The sequence below is a fragment of the Shewanella sp. Koi 1 genome, assembly GCF_052907445.1.
In genome coordinates, this window is the sequence record NZ_JBREJM010000001.1 from 2,627,178 (window position 1) to 2,644,693 (window position 17,516).

Consider the following 17,516-nt stretch of genomic DNA (forward strand, 5'->3'; position numbering starts at 1 on the left):
AATGCCCTATCGAAAAATACTAGATTGCACCGATTGCTCGGCTAAAAAGGCTTCGGCCTGCTCACCCTGTAACATGGCCATAGTGGCCAACATGCCTGCGGTGACGCAGTTTGGCCCAAGAACCGTCACCGAGCGCGGCGCCCCGCAGACTGGATAGCCGGTGCGCGGATCGACAATATGCCCATAACGTTTGCCATCAACTTCAATAAATCGCCGTGTATCGCCACTGGTAGCTAAAGCGCCTTGGGTTATTGCCAGCACTTTCGCGGCATGGTCGAGCTGATGCGGATCTTCAATCCCCACCTGCCAAGGCACGGCATTTGCCACTGGACAAGCGATATCACCGCCAAAATTGACCAATACCGAAATCCCTGCATAGGACTCGGCAAGCTCATAGGCGACCCTATCGACCGCATATTCTTTGGCAATACCGCCAAAATCGAGCTGCATGCTTTGGGGCATCAACAACTCATGGGAATTAAATTCGATGCGCTCAAAGCCAACTAAGGCTCGTGCTGCCTCGATATCCGCTTTGTCGGGCATCTTGGCATCGGCCGTAAAACGCCACAGCTGCATCAATGGGCACGCCGAAATATCGAAGAGCCCATCGCTTAACTCAAAGCATTGTTTCGCAAAAGCCAACAGTTGCCAGGTTTCTTCATCAATAGCGCTGCGTTGCCCCTGAGCATGATTAAGCCGCCATAGCGGGTTACCCTCGATAAAGCGGCTGTATTTCTGCTCGATTCTTTGCGCCTCGCGCGCCGCCATATCGAGCATATCGTAGGCGATAGCCTCATCATGGCTTGCGATTAATAGCTCACACGGGCTGGCCATCGCCCTAAATTCGCCTAAATACCCCCAATCTCGACGCACGAGTCTATATGGCGGATTAGGGGAAACTGCTGGCATCTTCGTATCCTTAGTCTGTGACTTCGCGTAACGCTCAATATGGGCAACACCCCATATTGATGCGCTTTGTTTGCGGCTCAGTAACAGAGTATACCTTTAAAAAGAATAACTAAACTGCGCCGTTATCGCCTTTTGGGTCGGGAATAAGTCGTAGTTTTGCAGCTCACCAGGGATCGTTGTGCCATTATTTTTCGGATCCTGTTGGTAATATTCCAAGCGATATGTCATTTCATGGCCGCCCGACAGACGGTGACCAAACTTAACGCCAATGGTATAGGCACTCATATCACCAATCCGGTAGTCTGCACTGGCAAACTCGGGTAACGGCGTATCGGCAAGCAGGAACGGTTGATAGAAATTCACCGCCGACTGTTGGTAATAGCGTAAGTGCAATTGCCCGTAGAAACTGCCGCTAAAGTAATAGCGATAGTGGGTTTCTAAGGTGTGCGAAGTTAAATCCCAATCATCCGTGTTATAGCGGTAGGAGAAGTCCACAACGCCGGAATCGAGTGCTCCTTTGGTCATCACATAAAAACTGTGTTTCAGGCGCGAATCGGGGCGATTCTCATAAACTATGTCCTCGGTCGTGCCGTTATTGTCCACCACGCTCAACACTTTATAGGGATCGGTTAAGTAGCCGCTGACACTGGATAATCCATAGTTTGCCTGTAATAACCAACGTTGATTCAGTACTTGGGTGATCCCTAGCATCAAATCGACGGTTTGTTTATCGTCGCTGCCAGTTTGGCGGGTAGCATCGAATGCAGTGCGGTAAGCTTCATCACTGGTAAAATTGTCGCGAATGGCCATAGAGGATAAGGCTACGGGTCTGCCACCGACGGGGTCAACCACATCGAAGCTGTAGGCCGTGCCCAAAAACAGGGTGGTATTGTCCTTGTTAAAACCACGTTCTAGCCCGGCATTGATGCCCATCGACATATAGTCGAATTCTTTAGATCCATACACGCCGCCATTGACTTTCCAATCGGAATTAAGCGCCTGTGACCAGTTGGCACTGCCCTGCACTCGGGTATCGTGGAAGGTATCATCGAGCGGTGTCTCACCGGCTGCCACTTTATATTGGCCATTACCAGAAGGACGGGTGAAGGTTTGGCTGTCGCTTTGGGCGACCGCACCGGAGGCCGAGGCACCCGTTAAGCTGTCGACCACCAGCTTTAAATCCAGCACACTGTCGTCGCCAAAGTTTTTCTGCGCTGTACCTATGGCTTCAACCGCCTGTACCCTGTCTTGCTCGCCGTAGTACATCAGCGCGGCATCGACTTTCCAATCATCGGCATTTTTTGCCAGCTCAGTGGCATGGCCGCTTGAGACAAACAAGCCACAACTGGCCAAGGCTAAGGCGCTGGCAATATGTTTAGTCTGGGGTTTTATCTGTGCTGTGACTTGCAGCGATTGTGGGGCGATTGAGTCTAACTTATTGTTATTATTTGTCATGGCAGACAACACCTTTATGTCATTAACGCGTTTTTAGACTAAATACCTATTTTATGTTAAACCTCAGTAGGCTAAGCCTCAGGTACCACTTGCTTGAATGTACAAGGCTTAGTTACAACCGCAGCCGCCGCCCGCAAACGCGCGACCACCGCTACTGCCTTCCTTACTGAAGTAGATATGATCGTCTAACGCCTGATCTAACTTTTCACTGTCAAGGGCCATATCCGCCCGCGCGAGTTGTCCTTTTTCCCAAGGCTGCACCCCAAGGCTCGAACACCCACTCACCCCTAACATCACTAACGACATGGTAACTAACGCGATGTTACGCATAACTTACTCCTTCAACAGATTCACGAGTTCTTGTTCATAATCGGCGGCATTATCTTGGTAAAAGCCCACATGGCTTTTGACTAACTCGCCTTGGCGATTGAACATAAAGCTGCTGGGCATGCCCAGTAAATCAAAGCTTCGTGCCACATCACCCTCAGGGTTAAAACGCACAGTAAAAGTCGCTGGCACCTGCTGTAAAAATTCATCGGCGAGCGCCTTATCGGTATCGAGGTTAATCGCCACCACGGCTAAACCTTGCTCGCGATACTTTTGCGCCATCGCATTCATCCAAGGGAAAGACTTACGGCACGGACCACACCAAGACGCCCAAAAATCGACGTAGACCACTTTGCCCTTAAACTCAGTCAAGGAAACACTTTGGTTATTTGCATCAAACACCTGATGCTCCAGCGACGGTGCAGCCTGGGCGCCAAGACTTAACAAACTGAGTAACAACAAGAGTTTTTTCATACTAGGTCCATCCATCACAATTGCGTTTGAATTTATTAACTGAATCTTAAGGTTTGCTTAAACTGTAGAAGAATAAATTTAAGCTCGCGTTGGCGGTTATTGTTTGCCGTATCAATTGATTGCAAAGTGAGCTACAACAGAAAAAAGGTTAAAAGTGCGACATTTTGTCCCATTAGCAAAATCGAAATTAGATCTACATCATGTTAATTAAATGTCAAAATCAGTTTCATCACATCTCTTGAAAATTCTTGATATGCATCAAGAATTCTGTGTCGCCTAAGGCCTAAACTGGCAGTGTCAATTATGTAAACCCTTACCAATTTACATTCAAATAACAAAAAGGTTGACCCATGGACACACATGCAGCCCTCTATGAACAGGGAAAGGCGCGCTTAGACGCACTGCGCCAACTCGCTCCCCGTCAACAGCAAACATTACTCGAAAAATTACAACAACACGGCATCACCCGTCGTGACTTTATGAAGTGGAGCGCCATGGTGACGGGCATGCTCGCCCTACCGCTGCCCTTTAGTAACTTAGTTGCCGAAGCCGCCGAACTCGCCGACCGTGTACCCTTAATCTGGTTACACATGGCCGAATGTACTGGCTGCTCTGAATCCTTAGTGCGCGCCGATACGCCTAATTTAGATTCGCTGATCTTCGACCATATCTCGTTGGAATATCACGAAACCTTAATGGCCGCTGCCGGCTGGCAAGCAGAGGAAAACCTCGAGCACGCCCTGGAAACCTACAAGGGCCGTTATCTACTCGCCGTTGAAGGTGCCGTACCGACCGCCAATAACGGCAGCTTCTTAACCGTGGGCTGTAAAGGCCATACCGGCTTAGAAATTATCAAGCATGCCGCCGAAGGCGCCGCGGCGATTATTTCTGTGGGCACCTGCGCTTCCTTCGGTGGCGTGCAAGCCGCCTACCCTAACCCGACAGGGGCGAAAGGGGTACACGAAGTCGTGAGCAAGCCTGTGATCAACTTAGGTGGCTGCCCACCGAGTGAGAAAAACATCGTCGGCACCCTGATGTATTTCATCATGTTCGGCAAATTACCTGCCCTGGATATGTTTAATCGTCCTAAATGGGCTTATGGCGCACGGGTGCACGATAACTGTGAACGCCGCGGCCGTTTCGATGCTGGCGAGTTCGTTGAAGAGTTTGGCGATCACGGTGCGAAGGAAGGTTATTGCCTCTACAAAGTGGGCTGTAAAGGACCTTATACCTATAACAACTGCCCTACAGAGCGCTTTAACCACCATACCAGCTGGCCAGTGTTAGCGGGCCACGGTTGTATGGGCTGCTCAGAACCTAACTTCTGGGATGATATGGCCGACTTTGAAAAACCCCTTGGCCGCCAACTACTCCATGGATTGGATGCTACCGCAGACACAGTCGGTGCGGTAATTTTAGGCGCAACCGTCGTCGGCATTGGAGCCCACGCCGTTGCCAGTATTTTTGCCAAGCCGCTGGAGGAATAACCCATGAGCAAGCGCGTTGTTATCGACCCTATCACCCGTATTGAGGGTCATTTACGTATCGAAGTCGAAGTTGATGAGAATAATGTCATCAACAAAGCATGGTCATCCTCTACCCTGTGGCGTGGTATTGAAGTCATCCTCAAGGGCCGCACACCAATGGACGTGGGGCTGATCGTGCAGCGGATCTGCGGTGTTTGTACCTATTCCCACTATCGCTGTGGTACCGAAGCGGTGGAAAATGCCTTAGGCATTCAAATCCCGTTAAACGCCAAATACCTGCGCTCCTTGATGCAAACCTCGCTCTATATGCATGACCATATAGTGCACTTCTATCATCTACACGGTTTAGACTGGGTGGATGTCGTGTCGGCTTTAAGCGCCGATCCCGCTAAGGCTGCACAGGTTGCCCTTAAATATACCGACAAGCCGATTGCCGCGGGCGAAGGCGAATTAAGAGCGGTGCAAGAGCGGGTTAAAGGCTTTGTCGAAACCGGCAAACTCGGCCCCTTCGCTAACGCTTACTGGGGCAATGGCACCTATAAATTTACCCCAGAGCAAAACCTGATTGCCCTGTCGCATTACCTCAAAGCCCTTGAAGTACAAAGGGTTGCCGCCGAAATGCTGGCGATTTTTGGCGGTAAACAGCCGCATCCACAATCATTGGTTGTGGGTGGTGTGACCTCAGTGCGCGATATGTTAAGCCCTGCGCGCCTGCAGGAATGGAAACAAAAACACGCGATTGTGACCGACTTTATTCTGCGTGCCTATCAAGCGGATATCGTCATGGCGGCGGAAGCCTTTGGTGGTGAAGCCAGCGTACTTGGCGGCGTGAACGTTAAAAACTTCATGGCGACTAATGACTTTGTGCTTGCCAATGGCGAATATCTGTTCGACCAAGGCGTGATCATGAAGGGCGACTTAGCGGGCGTGAGCGACATCAACCCAGAGCTTATCGCCGAAGACGTCAGCCATGCCTGGTATAGCGCCGATGCGCCGCAGCATCCCTACGATGGTACGACTATCCCCAACTACACCGGCTTTGTTGAGCGCGATACGGTTTACGGCAAACTGCCCACCTTAGATGGCGATGGCAAATACTCTTGGGTGAAATCGCCCCGCTATCAAGGCGAGCCGGTCGAAGTGGGTCCATTGTCCTGTCTGCTGGTGAGCTATGCCCGTGGCAACAAAGTGGTGGTCGATGCCGTCAATGCGCTGCTGGCTCGCACGGGTCTACCGGTTGAAGCCCTGTTCACCACTTTAGGCCGCACCGCGGCGCGGATGCTGCAAACCGTTATCGTGGCGCAGGAAGGTCTGAAAACCTTCGATGCCCTGTTAACCAATATTCAATCCGATGAAACCACCTATGAGAAACCCCATATCGACCCAAGTCGTGAATATGTGGGTCACGCCATGATTGAAGCGCCACGCGGCATGTTAAGCCACTGGATCCGCATCAAAAACGGCGTCATTGAGAACTATCAAGCCGTGGTTCCCACTACTTGGAACGCAGGCCCAGTGGATGCCAATGGCAAGATTGGTCCCTACGAAGCCTCACTCATTGGTTTGAAACTGGAAGATCCCACTAAGCCCCTTGAGGTGATACGTATTATTCACTCATTCGACCCTTGCATGGCGTGTTCAGTACACGTGATGGATTTCAAAGGTCAAGCACTGAGCGAGTTCCGTGTCAGCCCCAATGGTCAATAACAACGAGGGAGGGAACGCAACATGAACCATTCTGAAACCCGCATTCGGACACTGGTTTTTAGTCCCGCGATACGGATTTTCCACTGGCTACGGGCACTGTCGATTTTGGTGCTGGTGATCACCGGATTCTATATCGCTTGGCCGTTTCTTGTGGCGCCCGACAGCACGGATGTATTGGTACAAGGTTGGGTGCGATTTGCCCATCTGATCTGCGGTTTTGTGTTGACCGCAGTCACCTTGGTCCGCTTCTACCTGTATTTTTTCAGTCGAAGCGATATCGAGCGGCGCTCATTCCGTGATGTGATGAGTGTTAAGAGCTGGATAACCCAACTGAAATCCTACATTTGGATGGGACACTTGCATAAAGCCGGTGTTTACGGACCGCTGCAATTTGTGACCTACGTAGCAATCTCCTTCGTGGCACTTGTGATATGTATTACTGGACTCGTGCTGTATGCCAACGTCTACCATGAAGGTTTAGGTGGCATGCTTTGGAGCAGCGCAGCTTGGATCACGGCGCAAATGGGTGGACTGGCACAGGTGAGAATTTGGCACCATTACCTCACTTGGGCTTTCGTTATCTTTGTGGTTATCCACGTCTATATGGCGGTTTGGTCAGGGATACGCTTCAAACATAACTCTGTCGACTCAATTGTCTCTGGTTACGACTACCCGAAACCAGACTCACACCACTAGGAGTCCAATGAAGATATTGCTACTGGGTATTGGCAATGTCCTGTACGCCGATGAAGGCATCGGCGTACATTTTGTCAATTACATCGCTGAGAATTATCAGTTCACACACGAGTCCCACCAGCTGGAGATGCTCGATGGCGGCACCTTGGCCCAGGGACTCATTCCAATTATTTGCCAATACGATTATTTGATCGTAGTCGATACCGTCAATGCCAACGGTGTCGAGGCTGGCGAAGTGTATTTCTTTGATTTTGATAAAGCCCCGCAGGAAATCGACTGGCAAGGAAGCGCCCATGAAGTCGAAATGCTGCAAACCCTCAATATGATGGAAATGGTGGGCGACAGACCCAAAACCTTTGTGTTAGGTGTCACCCCTACCGTGTTAGAACCGATGACACTGGGACTGACCACTAAGGTAGCCGCCGCAGTCCCCTTGATGGAACAAACCCTGTTAACCCACTTAGCCTCCCTCGGGTTCACCGCGACACGCATTGCCGAGCATAGTATCGATTCGCTGATCCCCAATTCTTACAAACGTGGCGTCACTACTGGTGAAAATATAGAAGATGAAACACATCAGATTTGAGTTTACCTGCTCGCGTCAGGTGCCTTTGTATGCGCATTTATGTAATCAATACCTAAATTACGATGCACTCAATATCAGCATCGGCTGCGACAGTCAGCAAGATTTTGGTTTGCACACTTATTTTATTGAGGCCCAAGGCGAACAAACGCAGCTAGAACAATTAGCCGAGGCGATCGCCGCCGACTTTTTAATTTCAGTCTGGCTGGTCGACTCAGGCATTCATGCGATTGAGGCGCCGCAGGGCCAGCGGACATTATTGACCGTCCCATCCACTGAGGGTGCGCTTAACGTGCAATCGGTCGCGGCTTTTTGCCAGCAGTGTTATCCCCGATTTGGTGATAATCAGGCGGCGCAATTTGGTCAGCTCGATTTAACCTGTACTTGCTGCCACGGAGAAAAGCGCTTAACCAGTGCCCAAAAGGCGTTAACGCTGTCCGATCTCAAGGCGATGGCCGCGCAGCTTATCAGCCAAGGCTCACTAGATTTAGCCAGCGAAGGCGTGCAATTAAGCCTAACGCCCTTTGCCCATACAACAGCGTCCAGACCGCAACTGCTTATTTGTAATCCCAATACCCTCAACGCGCATTTTTGCCTGAAGGATAATCAAGTCCTCGCCCTATCCAGCATCGAAAAACCGCTGATGTGTGTCAGACCAACTCAAGATAATCAAAAGCAGCCCGCACCGCTCTACGATATCTGCTTTGGTTACAGCCGAGTGGTGTTAGTGCTGAGTGAAATCCTGCGGCAAAAAGGTATCGATTGGGTGTATCTTGAAGGTGCGCACCAGAGGCCGGCGCTCGCCTGGGTCGATGGCGCTTGGGCTCAGTTAGGCAGCCACACAACCGAAAGCACAGCGCCGCAAACCATTAAGCAATTCAGTGCGCCGGAGCCTCTGCGAGAAGACATCCACTTTTTAGGCTTTAAGGCCAAATGGCAAGCCAATAAGAAAACCCGTTCACACCAAGGTTTATTGACTGTGCAGGCCATACCAAGTAAGGCCGAGACAGCTGAATATGCCGCGAGTGAGGAAGACCATACCATAGCGGATGCAGCCCTGTTTGCAGCGCTGCTTAATGGTAAATTTACGACCCATAAGCAGGCTAAAAATGCGGCGGTGATTTACTTAAGCCATCACCACACTGGCCAAATCGTCACCTGCGACAATAAGGGAGACACCTCACTGTTTTTCGCCCTCCCCGAACTGCCCGACAATGGTTACGAGATTTTCCATTGCCTCGACAGCAGTCCACAAAAAGCCGTCGCGCAAAAATTTAAGAGCTTGTTTCCAGAAGATTACTTAAAGTTGCTGAGCCTAAAACTTAACGGCAGACGTGATAATCTTCAGAGTCTGTGGGCGATTGCGGCAGTATTGATTGGCCTAAATCCGCAGGAAGAAACCCAATCTCAAACCTATTTGAGCGATGCACTGCTCGCCGCCGCCATGCGTTACCACGGTGCGAATGCGCCGCGCATCGATTATCCCCTCACCAAAGGCGAGGCCCACCGCAGCCTGAATTGGTGTAAAACCCTAGGCACGCTGCTGAGTTTTCGCGTTGCAGGGCACAGCGATCCGAGTCAACTGGCCTTTGCAATGCAGGACTCCCTCGCCGACTACCTCGCGAATTGGCTGGAACACATTGACTTAAATATCGGTGTACACAACATTGCGTTAGCGGGCAATGAGTTAGCCAACGAAACCCTCTGCAAGCGTATTAGCCTGCGGCTCGGGAAAAACTTCCCGCTATTGGTCAATCGCTGTCTGGACTTAGAGGGCGACAACCTAGCTGTAGGCGCGCTCTATGTGAAGCAGCGGCAGTTAAATAACCTTTAACAACACCCGCTCACCGCTAACCTTACATTCAGATATCGCTAACGCATGGAGGATAAAATGTTTTATCTTCCATGCAGATGCCGCCAGATAAGCGAAGAATACCGAGATTGAAAAAAGCCACCTCACCCGCCAATCAAACCGAGCAACTCGAGCGCCGCCAATTCCATATCACGGGCATTGTGCAAGGTGTGGGCTTTCGCCCTTTTGTTTACCGCTGGGCGAGTGAACTTAAATTAACCGGCACAGTGCTGAATAATGCCAATGGCGTGATGATTGAGCTGCAAGGCCCCACCACACACTTGGATAGCTTTGTGCGTGAGTTAACCACCAATCCGCCGCCGCTGGCGCGCATCGACCAGATTACTCAGAGTCAGTTAACCCTAAAGCTTGAAGAGACTAGCTTCGATATTATTCAAAGTGATAGCCAAGGCGATGACCAAAGTGATGAATCTGGTGAGCATCATTTAGCCGCGCTGGTTGCCGTATCGGCCGACAAGAGTACCTGTCAGGATTGCTTAGGCGATATGCATAACCCGCAGGACCGTCACTTTGGCTATGCCTTTACCAATTGCACTAACTGCGGCCCAAGATACACCATTATCAATGCCTTGCCCTACGATCGCCATCATACCGCCATGGCGGATTTCGCCATGTGCCCCGACTGCGCCAAGGCTTATCAAGATCCCCTTAATCGTAGATACCACGCCCAGCCTGTGAGTTGCCCTAAGTGTGGTCCTCTATTGAGTTTAAAATCGCCTCAGGGCGAGTTACTTGCACCTAATTCCTTGTCCGCTTTGCAAGATAACAGCCTTGCAGTATTATCAGCGGCGGCAGAAACTGGCTCAAGGGCAGATTCTTGCGATAAAGGGTTTAGGTGGCTTCCACTTAATGTGTGATGCAACCAACACCCAAGCCGTCAATCAATTAAGGCAGCGCAAGCAACGAAAAGCCAAGCCGCTAGCGGTGATGATGCCGAGCATCGAAGTGGCAAAACGCTATGTAACGGGCACACAGGCAGAGTGGCAAACCTTAAGCGCGCAGGAGCGGCCCATCGTACTGATGCAGGCGCAGGATAAACACAATCTGAGCCCTGAGATTGCGCCTAATATCCCAAAACTCGGGATATTTTTGCCCTACACACCGCTACATCATTTACTGCTCGGGCAATTTAACGGCCCACTGGTCGCGACCAGTGCGAATGTCTCTGGCGAGCCGATTATCACCGATTGTGATGAGCTTATCAGTCAACTAGGCCATGTAGTGGATGCCATAGTCGATCACAACCGCCCCATACTCAACGGCTGTGATGACAGCGTGGTGCAACTTATCCAACCGCCAAATGGCTGTGCGCCACAGGTACAAGTGCTGCGTTTAGCGCGGGGATATGCGCCATTAAGCTTCCCGTTACCCAAACCGCTGAGTCACTCCATTCTTGCCGTGGGCGCCCAACAAAAAAATGCCATTGCTTTAGGTTTTGGCTCGAATGTGTTTTTAAGCCCTCATATTGGCGATCTCTTTAGTGTCAGCGCCGAGCAGTACTTCGAACGCACCTTGGCGACCTTCGCCCGTCTGTATCATTTCAGCCCCGAGCTGATTGTTCACGATAAGCACCCAGACTACGCACCATCGCGCTGGGCACAGACGCAGCAACAGCACAGCCTGGATACGCAAAGCCAAAACATACAGCCTATCCAAACCTTAAGTGTGCAGCATCACCATGCCCATGTGCTCAGCGTGATGGCCATCAATCAATATCAAGAACCAGTATTAGGCTTTAGTTTCGATGGCACAGGGCTTGGTGATGATGGCAGCCTCTGGGGCGGCGAAGTCTTACTGACCACCCTTAACGGCGCCGAGCGGCTTGCCCATTTCGAGGCAATTCCCTTGCTCGGTGGAGAACAGGCAATTAAACAACCTGTGCGTTTGCTGCTGGCATTACTGTTTCAGCAGATGAGTCTCGAGAAAGTGCAAGCCCTTAAGTTGCCGATTCTGACAACCTTAAGCCCCATCACCTTAAGCAATCTGCATCGGATCTGGCAAAACGGCCATGGGATTAATAGCTCCTCGGTGGGACGCTTGTTCGATGCCCTCGCCTGCGCCTTAGGCTTTATCGACACCACTCAATTTGAAGGTCAAGCGGGTATGTTAATTGAAGCGGCAGCAAGACGGGCCGATGCCAAACAACTGCCAACGCTGATGCTCGACTTGCCCTTGGAAATCTCAGATATATCCAGTGATAGCTCGATGCACGAACCGCATATCTGGCGCAGTAGCCAGCTCTTTAAGCAGATAATCACGCTGATTACCGAAGTGCCGCTCACTGACGTTCGGCAAGCGCAGTTAGCCCGCGCCTTTTTACATAGTGTGGGGGATGCCGTTTGTGGTTATGCCGCGCATTACCCAACTCTGCCCGTAGTGCTGTGCGGCGGTGTGTTTCAAAACCAATATTTGCTCGAATATTGCCTCAGTAAACTGCACCAACAGGGTAATACCGTGCTGGCCAATAAACATATTCCCGTCAACGATGGCGGTATCGCCCTCGGGCAGCTTTGGTATGGTATCCATCAAAGCGCGGGCAATAACCAGTGATGGTTTAAGACTCAAGCTGGTTCATAAAGGCTTTCATTGCGGGCGTAATGCTGTGCTTACGGGTCATAAAGACCGTTTGCCCTGAACTGACTCCGTCTAACAGCTGATACGGGATCCCAAAGAGTTGCGCCACCGATTCGGCAATACCGCGGCTGACGATAGCACTGCCTAAACCATGCTTTACCGCGCCGATTAAGTGGAATAATGAGTCGGTTTCTAGCACCAGATTAAAATCGATCCCCGCCTGCGCCATCGCATTATCGATGTATTTTCTAAACTGCATATTTTGACTCAGCAGCACTAAGGGACGCGTACCTATGTCCGCTAAAGACAAGGATTTACTTGCACTGCCATCAACCGAATCACAGGACAACAGCGCCATTTGATTGGCCCGCTGCGGATAAAACACAAAACTGCGCCGATTAGCCTCGGTGAGTTGTTCGTCAAACCCAAGGCCAATATCGGTTTTATGCAGACTAAGATTTTCAATCAATTGCCCATTGGTCATCACAGATAACTTAATGCTGATATTGGGATAAGCCTGATTAAACAGCTTAATCAACGGCATGATGTCGATACTCGATTGCGGCACTATGCCAATCCGTAACGAACCCGTGAGCTGGCCACGAAACAGACTCAACTCCTGCTTCAACGCTGCCTGTTCCTGCAACATTCTCTCGGCGTATTGCAGCATGATCTGTCCCGCATCCGTGAGCGCCACAAACTGGCTCCCCCGCACCACAAGCTCTGTGCCTACGCTTTTTTCAAGGGCGCTTATCCCCGCAGAGAGTGTCGGTTGCGTCACATGGCAGGCGTTCGCCGCTTTGGCAAAATGCTGTAATTGCGCGAGTTGTTGGAAGTAATGCAGGTGGCGAATATTCATAGTGTTTTCGACATAGTTAGATACAGTGCTTTAGACAAATCTGAAAAATCAAACCCTATTGGTATCCATAGTTTAATAGAAATCTTCTATCAATCCATAAAATAGTTTGATTGGCCTAGCGCGTAAACCCTCCCTAGAATGTGATCAACATCCAATTTCAGGTTGAAATGCGTGCTAACTCACCCACTCGATTCGGCGAATGATCCAAGGCTCTGCCCTGGTTCTCAACACAGCCCAAACGCGGCTCAACAGCCTAACACCCGTTACTCGCATCTGGTTGAAGAGGTCGCAGCCGCCATCAACCTCAATGGCATCAGCTATGCGGTGATGATGATAACGCCCGATCACTTTGAGGATTTTGTGATTGGCTTCTTATTCGCAGAAGGCATTATCAGCCAAGACCAAGATGTGCATGAGATTGATATCACTCCCGTCCAAGACGGCGTAATGCTCGATGTGACTTTGGCCAATCGTTGTTTAATCGCCCTTAAACAACGTAAAAGACGGCTCGTCGGCGCAACTGGCTGTGGGATCTGCGGTGTGGAAGCCCTAGGACATGCCCTACCAGATTTACCGCCATTACCCGCCTGCGCTCCTTTGGTGCTTGAGCATGTCGACAGCCTCAAACAGCAAATACATACACATCAACTTAAGGCGCAGCGCAGCGGCGCTATCCATGCGGCTTTTGCCTTAGATGAGGCTGGTAATATCCTTGAGTGTCGTGAAGATATCGGTCGTCATAATGCGTTAGATAAGCTCATTGGCGTGCTGCGGCGGCAAAAACGCAGCGCCAAGGCGCTGCTGATGACCAGTCGCTGTAGCAGCGAGTTAATCCAAAAGGCGGTGCGCTATGGTGCTAACCATCTGATTAGTCTCGCATCACCGAGCCAGCTCGCGGTGAAACTGGCGCTGAAATACCAGCTTAATCTTGTCCATATTCCTAAGTTTGATCCGCCAATCCACTACTCCATATTTGATGAAAGCCTTGCATTCCAATGCAATCGCGGAGAATTTTATGCCTGTTCATATTGAAAAACCGACCAAAGCCGGCGGCTTCCCCTCACTGCAATCGACCTTAAAGCATGTGCTGCGTAGCCAAAAGACCCAGCAAAATATCAAAAATCTGCTCAGGGTAAACCAAACCGATGGCTTTGACTGCCCGGGTTGTGCCTGGGGCGATAACAAGGCCGGCGCCTTTCAGTTTTGCGAAAATGGCGCCAAAGCCGTGGCGTGGGAATCGACGGGCAAGATTGTTGACCGCGACTTTTTCGCCGAGTATTCGGTGCGCCAGTTAGCTAAGCAGACCGACTATTGGCTCGAATATCAGGGCCGCTTGACCGAACCTATGCGCTATAACGCCACGACCGATCACTATGAACCCATCAGCTGGGATGATGCCTTTCAGCTGATTGCTGATACGCTCAATGGCCTTAGCGATCCCAATCAGGTGGAGTTTTACACCTCGGGCCGCGCCAGTAACGAGGCATCCTATCTCTATCAATTGTTTGGCCGACTGTATGGCACCAATAACTTCCCCGATTGCTCGAATATGTGCCACGAGGCCAGCGGTGTGGCACTCAACCAAGCCATTGGTGTCGGTAAAGGCACAGTCGTATTAAACGATTTCGATGCGGCCGAGGCGATTTTTGTCTTCGGACAAAATCCCGGCACCAACCATCCACGGATGATGAATGCCCTACGTAAAGCCGCCAGACAGGGTTGTAAAATTGTCACCTTCAATAACTTAAAAGAAGTGGCGCTGGAGCGATTCGCCAGCCCACAAAGTCCAACTGAGTTATTAACTCCCGCTGCGACCACCATTAGCCATCAATACCTCACGCCGCTGCTGGGCGGCGATATGGCGGCCATTCGCGGCATGGCAAAGCATATCCTTGAGTCGAACTCAAAGTGTATCGACCGGGAGTTTATCGCCACCCACACTGCGTTTTTCGCAGACTATGAACAGAGTGTCCGTCATACCGACTGGCAACAGATTGAAGCCCAATCGGGCTTATCCAAGGCCGATATTATTCAAGCCGCCACAGTCTTTAGCCAAAGCAAGACGGTGATCAGCTGCTGGGCCATGGGCATCACTCAGCATAAACATTCCGTCGATACCATCCGCGAAATCATCAACCTGCATCTGCTCTGCGGCCAAATTGGCAAAGCTGGCGCAGGCCTTTGCCCTGTGCGCGGTCACAGCAATGTGCAGGGTAACCGCACTATGGGTATTAACGAAAAACCCAAAGCCGAATTTATTGACCGTTTAGAGCAGTATTTGGGCTGCCAATTACCCCGCGCTGCAGGTCATAACGTGGTTGAAGCCTTAAAGGCCTTAGAGTGTGAGCAAAGCAAAGTACTTATCTGCCTCGGCGGAAACCTCGCCGCCGCAGCGCCCGACAGCGCTTTTACCTATAGCGCCATGGGAAAAGCGCGCTTAAATGTGCAAATCAGTACTAAGCTCAATCGTAGTCACTTACAGGTCGGCAAAGATGCGCTGATCTTACCTTGCCTTGGCCGCACCGAACTCGATAAGCAAAAACACGGCATTCAAAAAATCACCGTCGAAGATACCTTTAGCATGGTGCACGCCTCAACTGGGATGAACGATGCGGTATCGCCACTCAGCCTGTCGGAAATCGATATTGTGGCGCGCATGGCACATGCCACCTTGGCTGTGAAACCACCATCAATGAATGCAACCAGTACCAAGTCAATTGACTGGTTAGCCCTAAGGGATGATTACAGCCTGATCCGCGATTTGATTGAGCAAACCATTGCAGGTTTCGAAGACTACAATCAAAAAATTAACGTCCCAGCGGGATTCCATTTAACCAATAATGCCGCGCAGCTCGACTGGCATACCCAAAGCCACAAGGCTGAATTTAACGCCTGTGCTTTACCCGAGTCCATCATCGCCGATTGTTCGAGTCAGGCCCTGACCAGTACACTGCCAGTGTTACTGCTGCAGAGTCTGCGCTCACACGATCAATACAACACCACCATCTACGGCATGGATGACAGATACCGCGGCATTAAGGGCAAGCGCAATGTGCTGTTTATGAACAGTGATGATGCCAAAGCGCAGGGGTTTAGCGATGGCCAGTTAGTCGATATCCAATCGCTCACTAACGATGGCAAATTACGCAAAGTATATGACTTTATGGTGATTTATTACGAGATCCCCAAGGGCAATATCGCCGCCTATTACCCAGAGACCAATCCCTTAGTCGCCATCGACAGTGTGGGCGTAGGCTCCTACACCCCGACCTCAAAATCGGTTCCCGTTATCTTAACCCCCGCGAGCAGCAACAAAATCAACATCCTTCAACGCTAAGCCACGTAAGCGCATTATCCCCACTGGCCAAAGAAATTTTCTTTGGTCTTTGTTTATCCAAATAAACCTGACGAACATCAAAGAATCCACAGCCGATTTGTATCACACTTAACATTAGCGTAATCAAATTAACCCTATTTAATAGCATCAGCATATTGTCAGGCTAATACCGCCCAAAGAGGCATTTTGCCTAGGACAAGGAGAAATATAAGATGTGTAAAGACTGCGGCTGCTCCTTACCCCGCCATTCCCATGATCACGGCCACCTGCATCACCATCAGGAATTGCACACCAATCCTCAGCTTAACGATAAAAAAACCTTGTCGGTGATCCATAAAATTCTCGATAAAAACGATGTTGAAGCCGCCCATAACCGCGCGCATTTTGAGGCGCACAATATTACCGCGTTCAATTTAATGAGTAGCCCAGGCAGCGGCAAAACCACCCTGCTCGAACACTTAAAAGAGTACACCGCCCTCAACTACGCCGTCATTGAAGGGGATTTAGAGACCTCCCGCGATGCCGACCGCTTAATCGCCAAAGGCATTCAAGCCCATCAAATTCAAACCGGCAGTGCCTGCCACCTCGATGCCTTTATGGTGCACGGTGCTTTACATCACTTGCCACTCGAAGGCTTAGATATTTGTTTTGTCGAAAACGTGGGAAACCTCGTCTGCCCCGCTAGCTACGATGTCGGCACCCATAAAAATATCGTGCTGCTTTCGGTTCCCGAAGGCGATGATAAGATTGAGAAATATCCCGTCATGTTCCGCCGCGCCGATCTGGTGCTCATCACCAAGTGTGATCTCTTGCCCTACTTCGATTTCAGTGTTGACGAGGCCAAAGCCCAACTTAAGAAGCTCAACCCCGACACACAGATTTTGGAAGTCTCGATTAAGGATGGTGATTCCATGCGTGCCGTCGTTGCATGGCTGAACAACAACCATCACCACGCTTCGGGAGAGCCACAATAATGTGCCTGTCTATTCCCTCCCAAGTCGTGGCCGTCGATAACGAGCGTCAATCGGTCACCGTCGATACGCTAGGTGTCAGGCGCGATGTGAGCAGTCATTTGATGACTGAGCCTTTAGCCATTGGTGACTATGTGCTTATCCATATTGGTTTTGTGATGAATAAAATTGATCGCAATGATGCACTACAAAGCCTTGAATTATATAAAGAGATAGTTTCAAAACTTGAAGCTGAGACCACGCATTAAGTAATCACCGCAGTAA

The 17,516-nt window shown here is 50.5% G+C and carries 14 protein-coding genes and 1 pseudogene; 10 read left to right on the plus strand and 5 right to left on the minus strand.

What is annotated here, in order from left to right:
• Positions 1-6: 6 nt before the first annotated feature.
• From ACUZ8J_RS11525 to ACUZ8J_RS11540, 4 genes are all read right to left on the minus strand, one after another.
• Entirely contained in the window at positions 7-909 is a 903-nt protein-coding gene (locus tag ACUZ8J_RS11525) for an FAD:protein FMN transferase (RefSeq protein WP_446693894.1), read from the minus strand.
• A gap of 96 nt (positions 910-1,005) precedes the next feature.
• Positions 1,006-2,364: a DUF3570 domain-containing protein gene (locus ACUZ8J_RS11530; protein WP_446693895.1), complete on the minus strand. Its 1,359-nt coding sequence runs from the start codon at positions 2,362-2,364 to the stop codon at positions 1,006-1,008.
• Between the two features lie 108 nt (positions 2,365-2,472).
• Entirely contained in the window at positions 2,473-2,694 is a 222-nt protein-coding gene (locus ACUZ8J_RS11535) for a DUF4266 domain-containing protein (protein ID WP_086903676.1), read from the minus strand.
• A 3-nt stretch (positions 2,695-2,697) separates the two neighbouring features.
• The gene (locus ACUZ8J_RS11540; protein ID WP_446693896.1) at positions 2,698-3,165 is read right to left on the minus strand and encodes a TlpA disulfide reductase family protein; all 468 of its coding nucleotides are present in this window, start codon (positions 3,163-3,165) and stop codon (positions 2,698-2,700) included.
• Between the two features lie 350 nt (positions 3,166-3,515).
• Here ACUZ8J_RS11540 and hyaA point away from each other — a divergent pair, with 350 nt between their 5' ends.
• The 6 genes and pseudogenes from hyaA to hypF all read left to right on the plus strand — a co-directional run bounded on the left by hyaA (position 3,516) and on the right by hypF (position 12,061).
• Complete coding sequence (hyaA, locus tag ACUZ8J_RS11545; RefSeq protein ID WP_446693897.1) at positions 3,516-4,652, plus strand: nickel-dependent hydrogenase small subunit; 1,137 nt, start codon at positions 3,516-3,518, stop codon at positions 4,650-4,652.
• A 3-nt stretch (positions 4,653-4,655) separates the two neighbouring features.
• Entirely contained in the window at positions 4,656-6,359 is a 1,704-nt protein-coding gene (hyaB, locus tag ACUZ8J_RS11550) for a nickel-dependent hydrogenase large subunit (RefSeq protein WP_446693898.1), read from the plus strand.
• 21 nt (positions 6,360-6,380) lie between these two features.
• A complete protein-coding gene (cybH, locus tag ACUZ8J_RS11555; RefSeq protein ID WP_011626297.1) occupies positions 6,381-7,055 on the plus strand; it encodes a Ni/Fe-hydrogenase, b-type cytochrome subunit in 675 nt (224 codons plus the stop codon).
• A 7-nt stretch (positions 7,056-7,062) separates the two neighbouring features.
• A complete protein-coding gene (locus ACUZ8J_RS11560; protein WP_011622590.1) occupies positions 7,063-7,641 on the plus strand; it encodes a HyaD/HybD family hydrogenase maturation endopeptidase in 579 nt (192 codons plus the stop codon).
• Positions 7,622-9,472 carry a NiFe hydrogenase gene (locus ACUZ8J_RS11565; RefSeq protein ID WP_446693899.1) on the plus strand — a complete coding sequence of 617 codons (1,851 nt, stop codon included), beginning with the start codon at positions 7,622-7,624 and terminating at the stop codon, positions 9,470-9,472. Before ACUZ8J_RS11560 ends, ACUZ8J_RS11565 begins: the two co-directional genes overlap by 20 nt.
• 71 nt (positions 9,473-9,543) lie before the next feature.
• Positions 9,544-12,061 (plus strand): annotated as a pseudogene (hypF, locus tag ACUZ8J_RS11570) (carbamoyltransferase HypF).
• A 4-nt stretch (positions 12,062-12,065) separates the two neighbouring features.
• Here the strand turns inward: hypF and ACUZ8J_RS11575 are convergent.
• The gene (locus tag ACUZ8J_RS11575; protein ID WP_109285904.1) at positions 12,066-12,944 is read right to left on the minus strand and encodes a LysR family transcriptional regulator; all 879 of its coding nucleotides are present in this window, start codon (positions 12,942-12,944) and stop codon (positions 12,066-12,068) included.
• A gap of 171 nt (positions 12,945-13,115) precedes the next feature.
• Between ACUZ8J_RS11575 and fdhD the strand changes: the two genes are divergently transcribed.
• The 4 genes from fdhD (at position 13,116) to ACUZ8J_RS11595 (ending at position 17,500) form a co-directional block, all read left to right on the plus strand.
• Entirely contained in the window at positions 13,116-13,976 is an 861-nt protein-coding gene (fdhD, locus tag ACUZ8J_RS11580; RefSeq protein ID WP_446693900.1) for a formate dehydrogenase accessory sulfurtransferase FdhD, read from the plus strand.
• The gene (locus ACUZ8J_RS11585; protein ID WP_446693901.1) at positions 13,960-16,281 is read left to right on the plus strand and encodes an FdhF/YdeP family oxidoreductase; all 2,322 of its coding nucleotides are present in this window, start codon (positions 13,960-13,962) and stop codon (positions 16,279-16,281) included. The genes fdhD and ACUZ8J_RS11585 overlap by 17 nt, the downstream gene beginning before the upstream one ends.
• Before the next feature lie 212 nt (positions 16,282-16,493).
• Positions 16,494-17,255, plus strand: coding sequence for a hydrogenase nickel incorporation protein HypB (hypB, locus tag ACUZ8J_RS11590; RefSeq protein ID WP_446693902.1), 762 nt, complete (start codon positions 16,494-16,496; stop codon positions 17,253-17,255).
• Positions 17,255-17,500 (plus strand): HypC/HybG/HupF family hydrogenase formation chaperone, encoded by a 246-nt coding sequence (locus ACUZ8J_RS11595; protein WP_089067914.1) that lies wholly within the window; start codon positions 17,255-17,257, stop codon positions 17,498-17,500. The genes hypB and ACUZ8J_RS11595 overlap by 1 nt, the downstream gene beginning before the upstream one ends.
• Positions 17,501-17,516 lie beyond the last annotated feature (16 nt).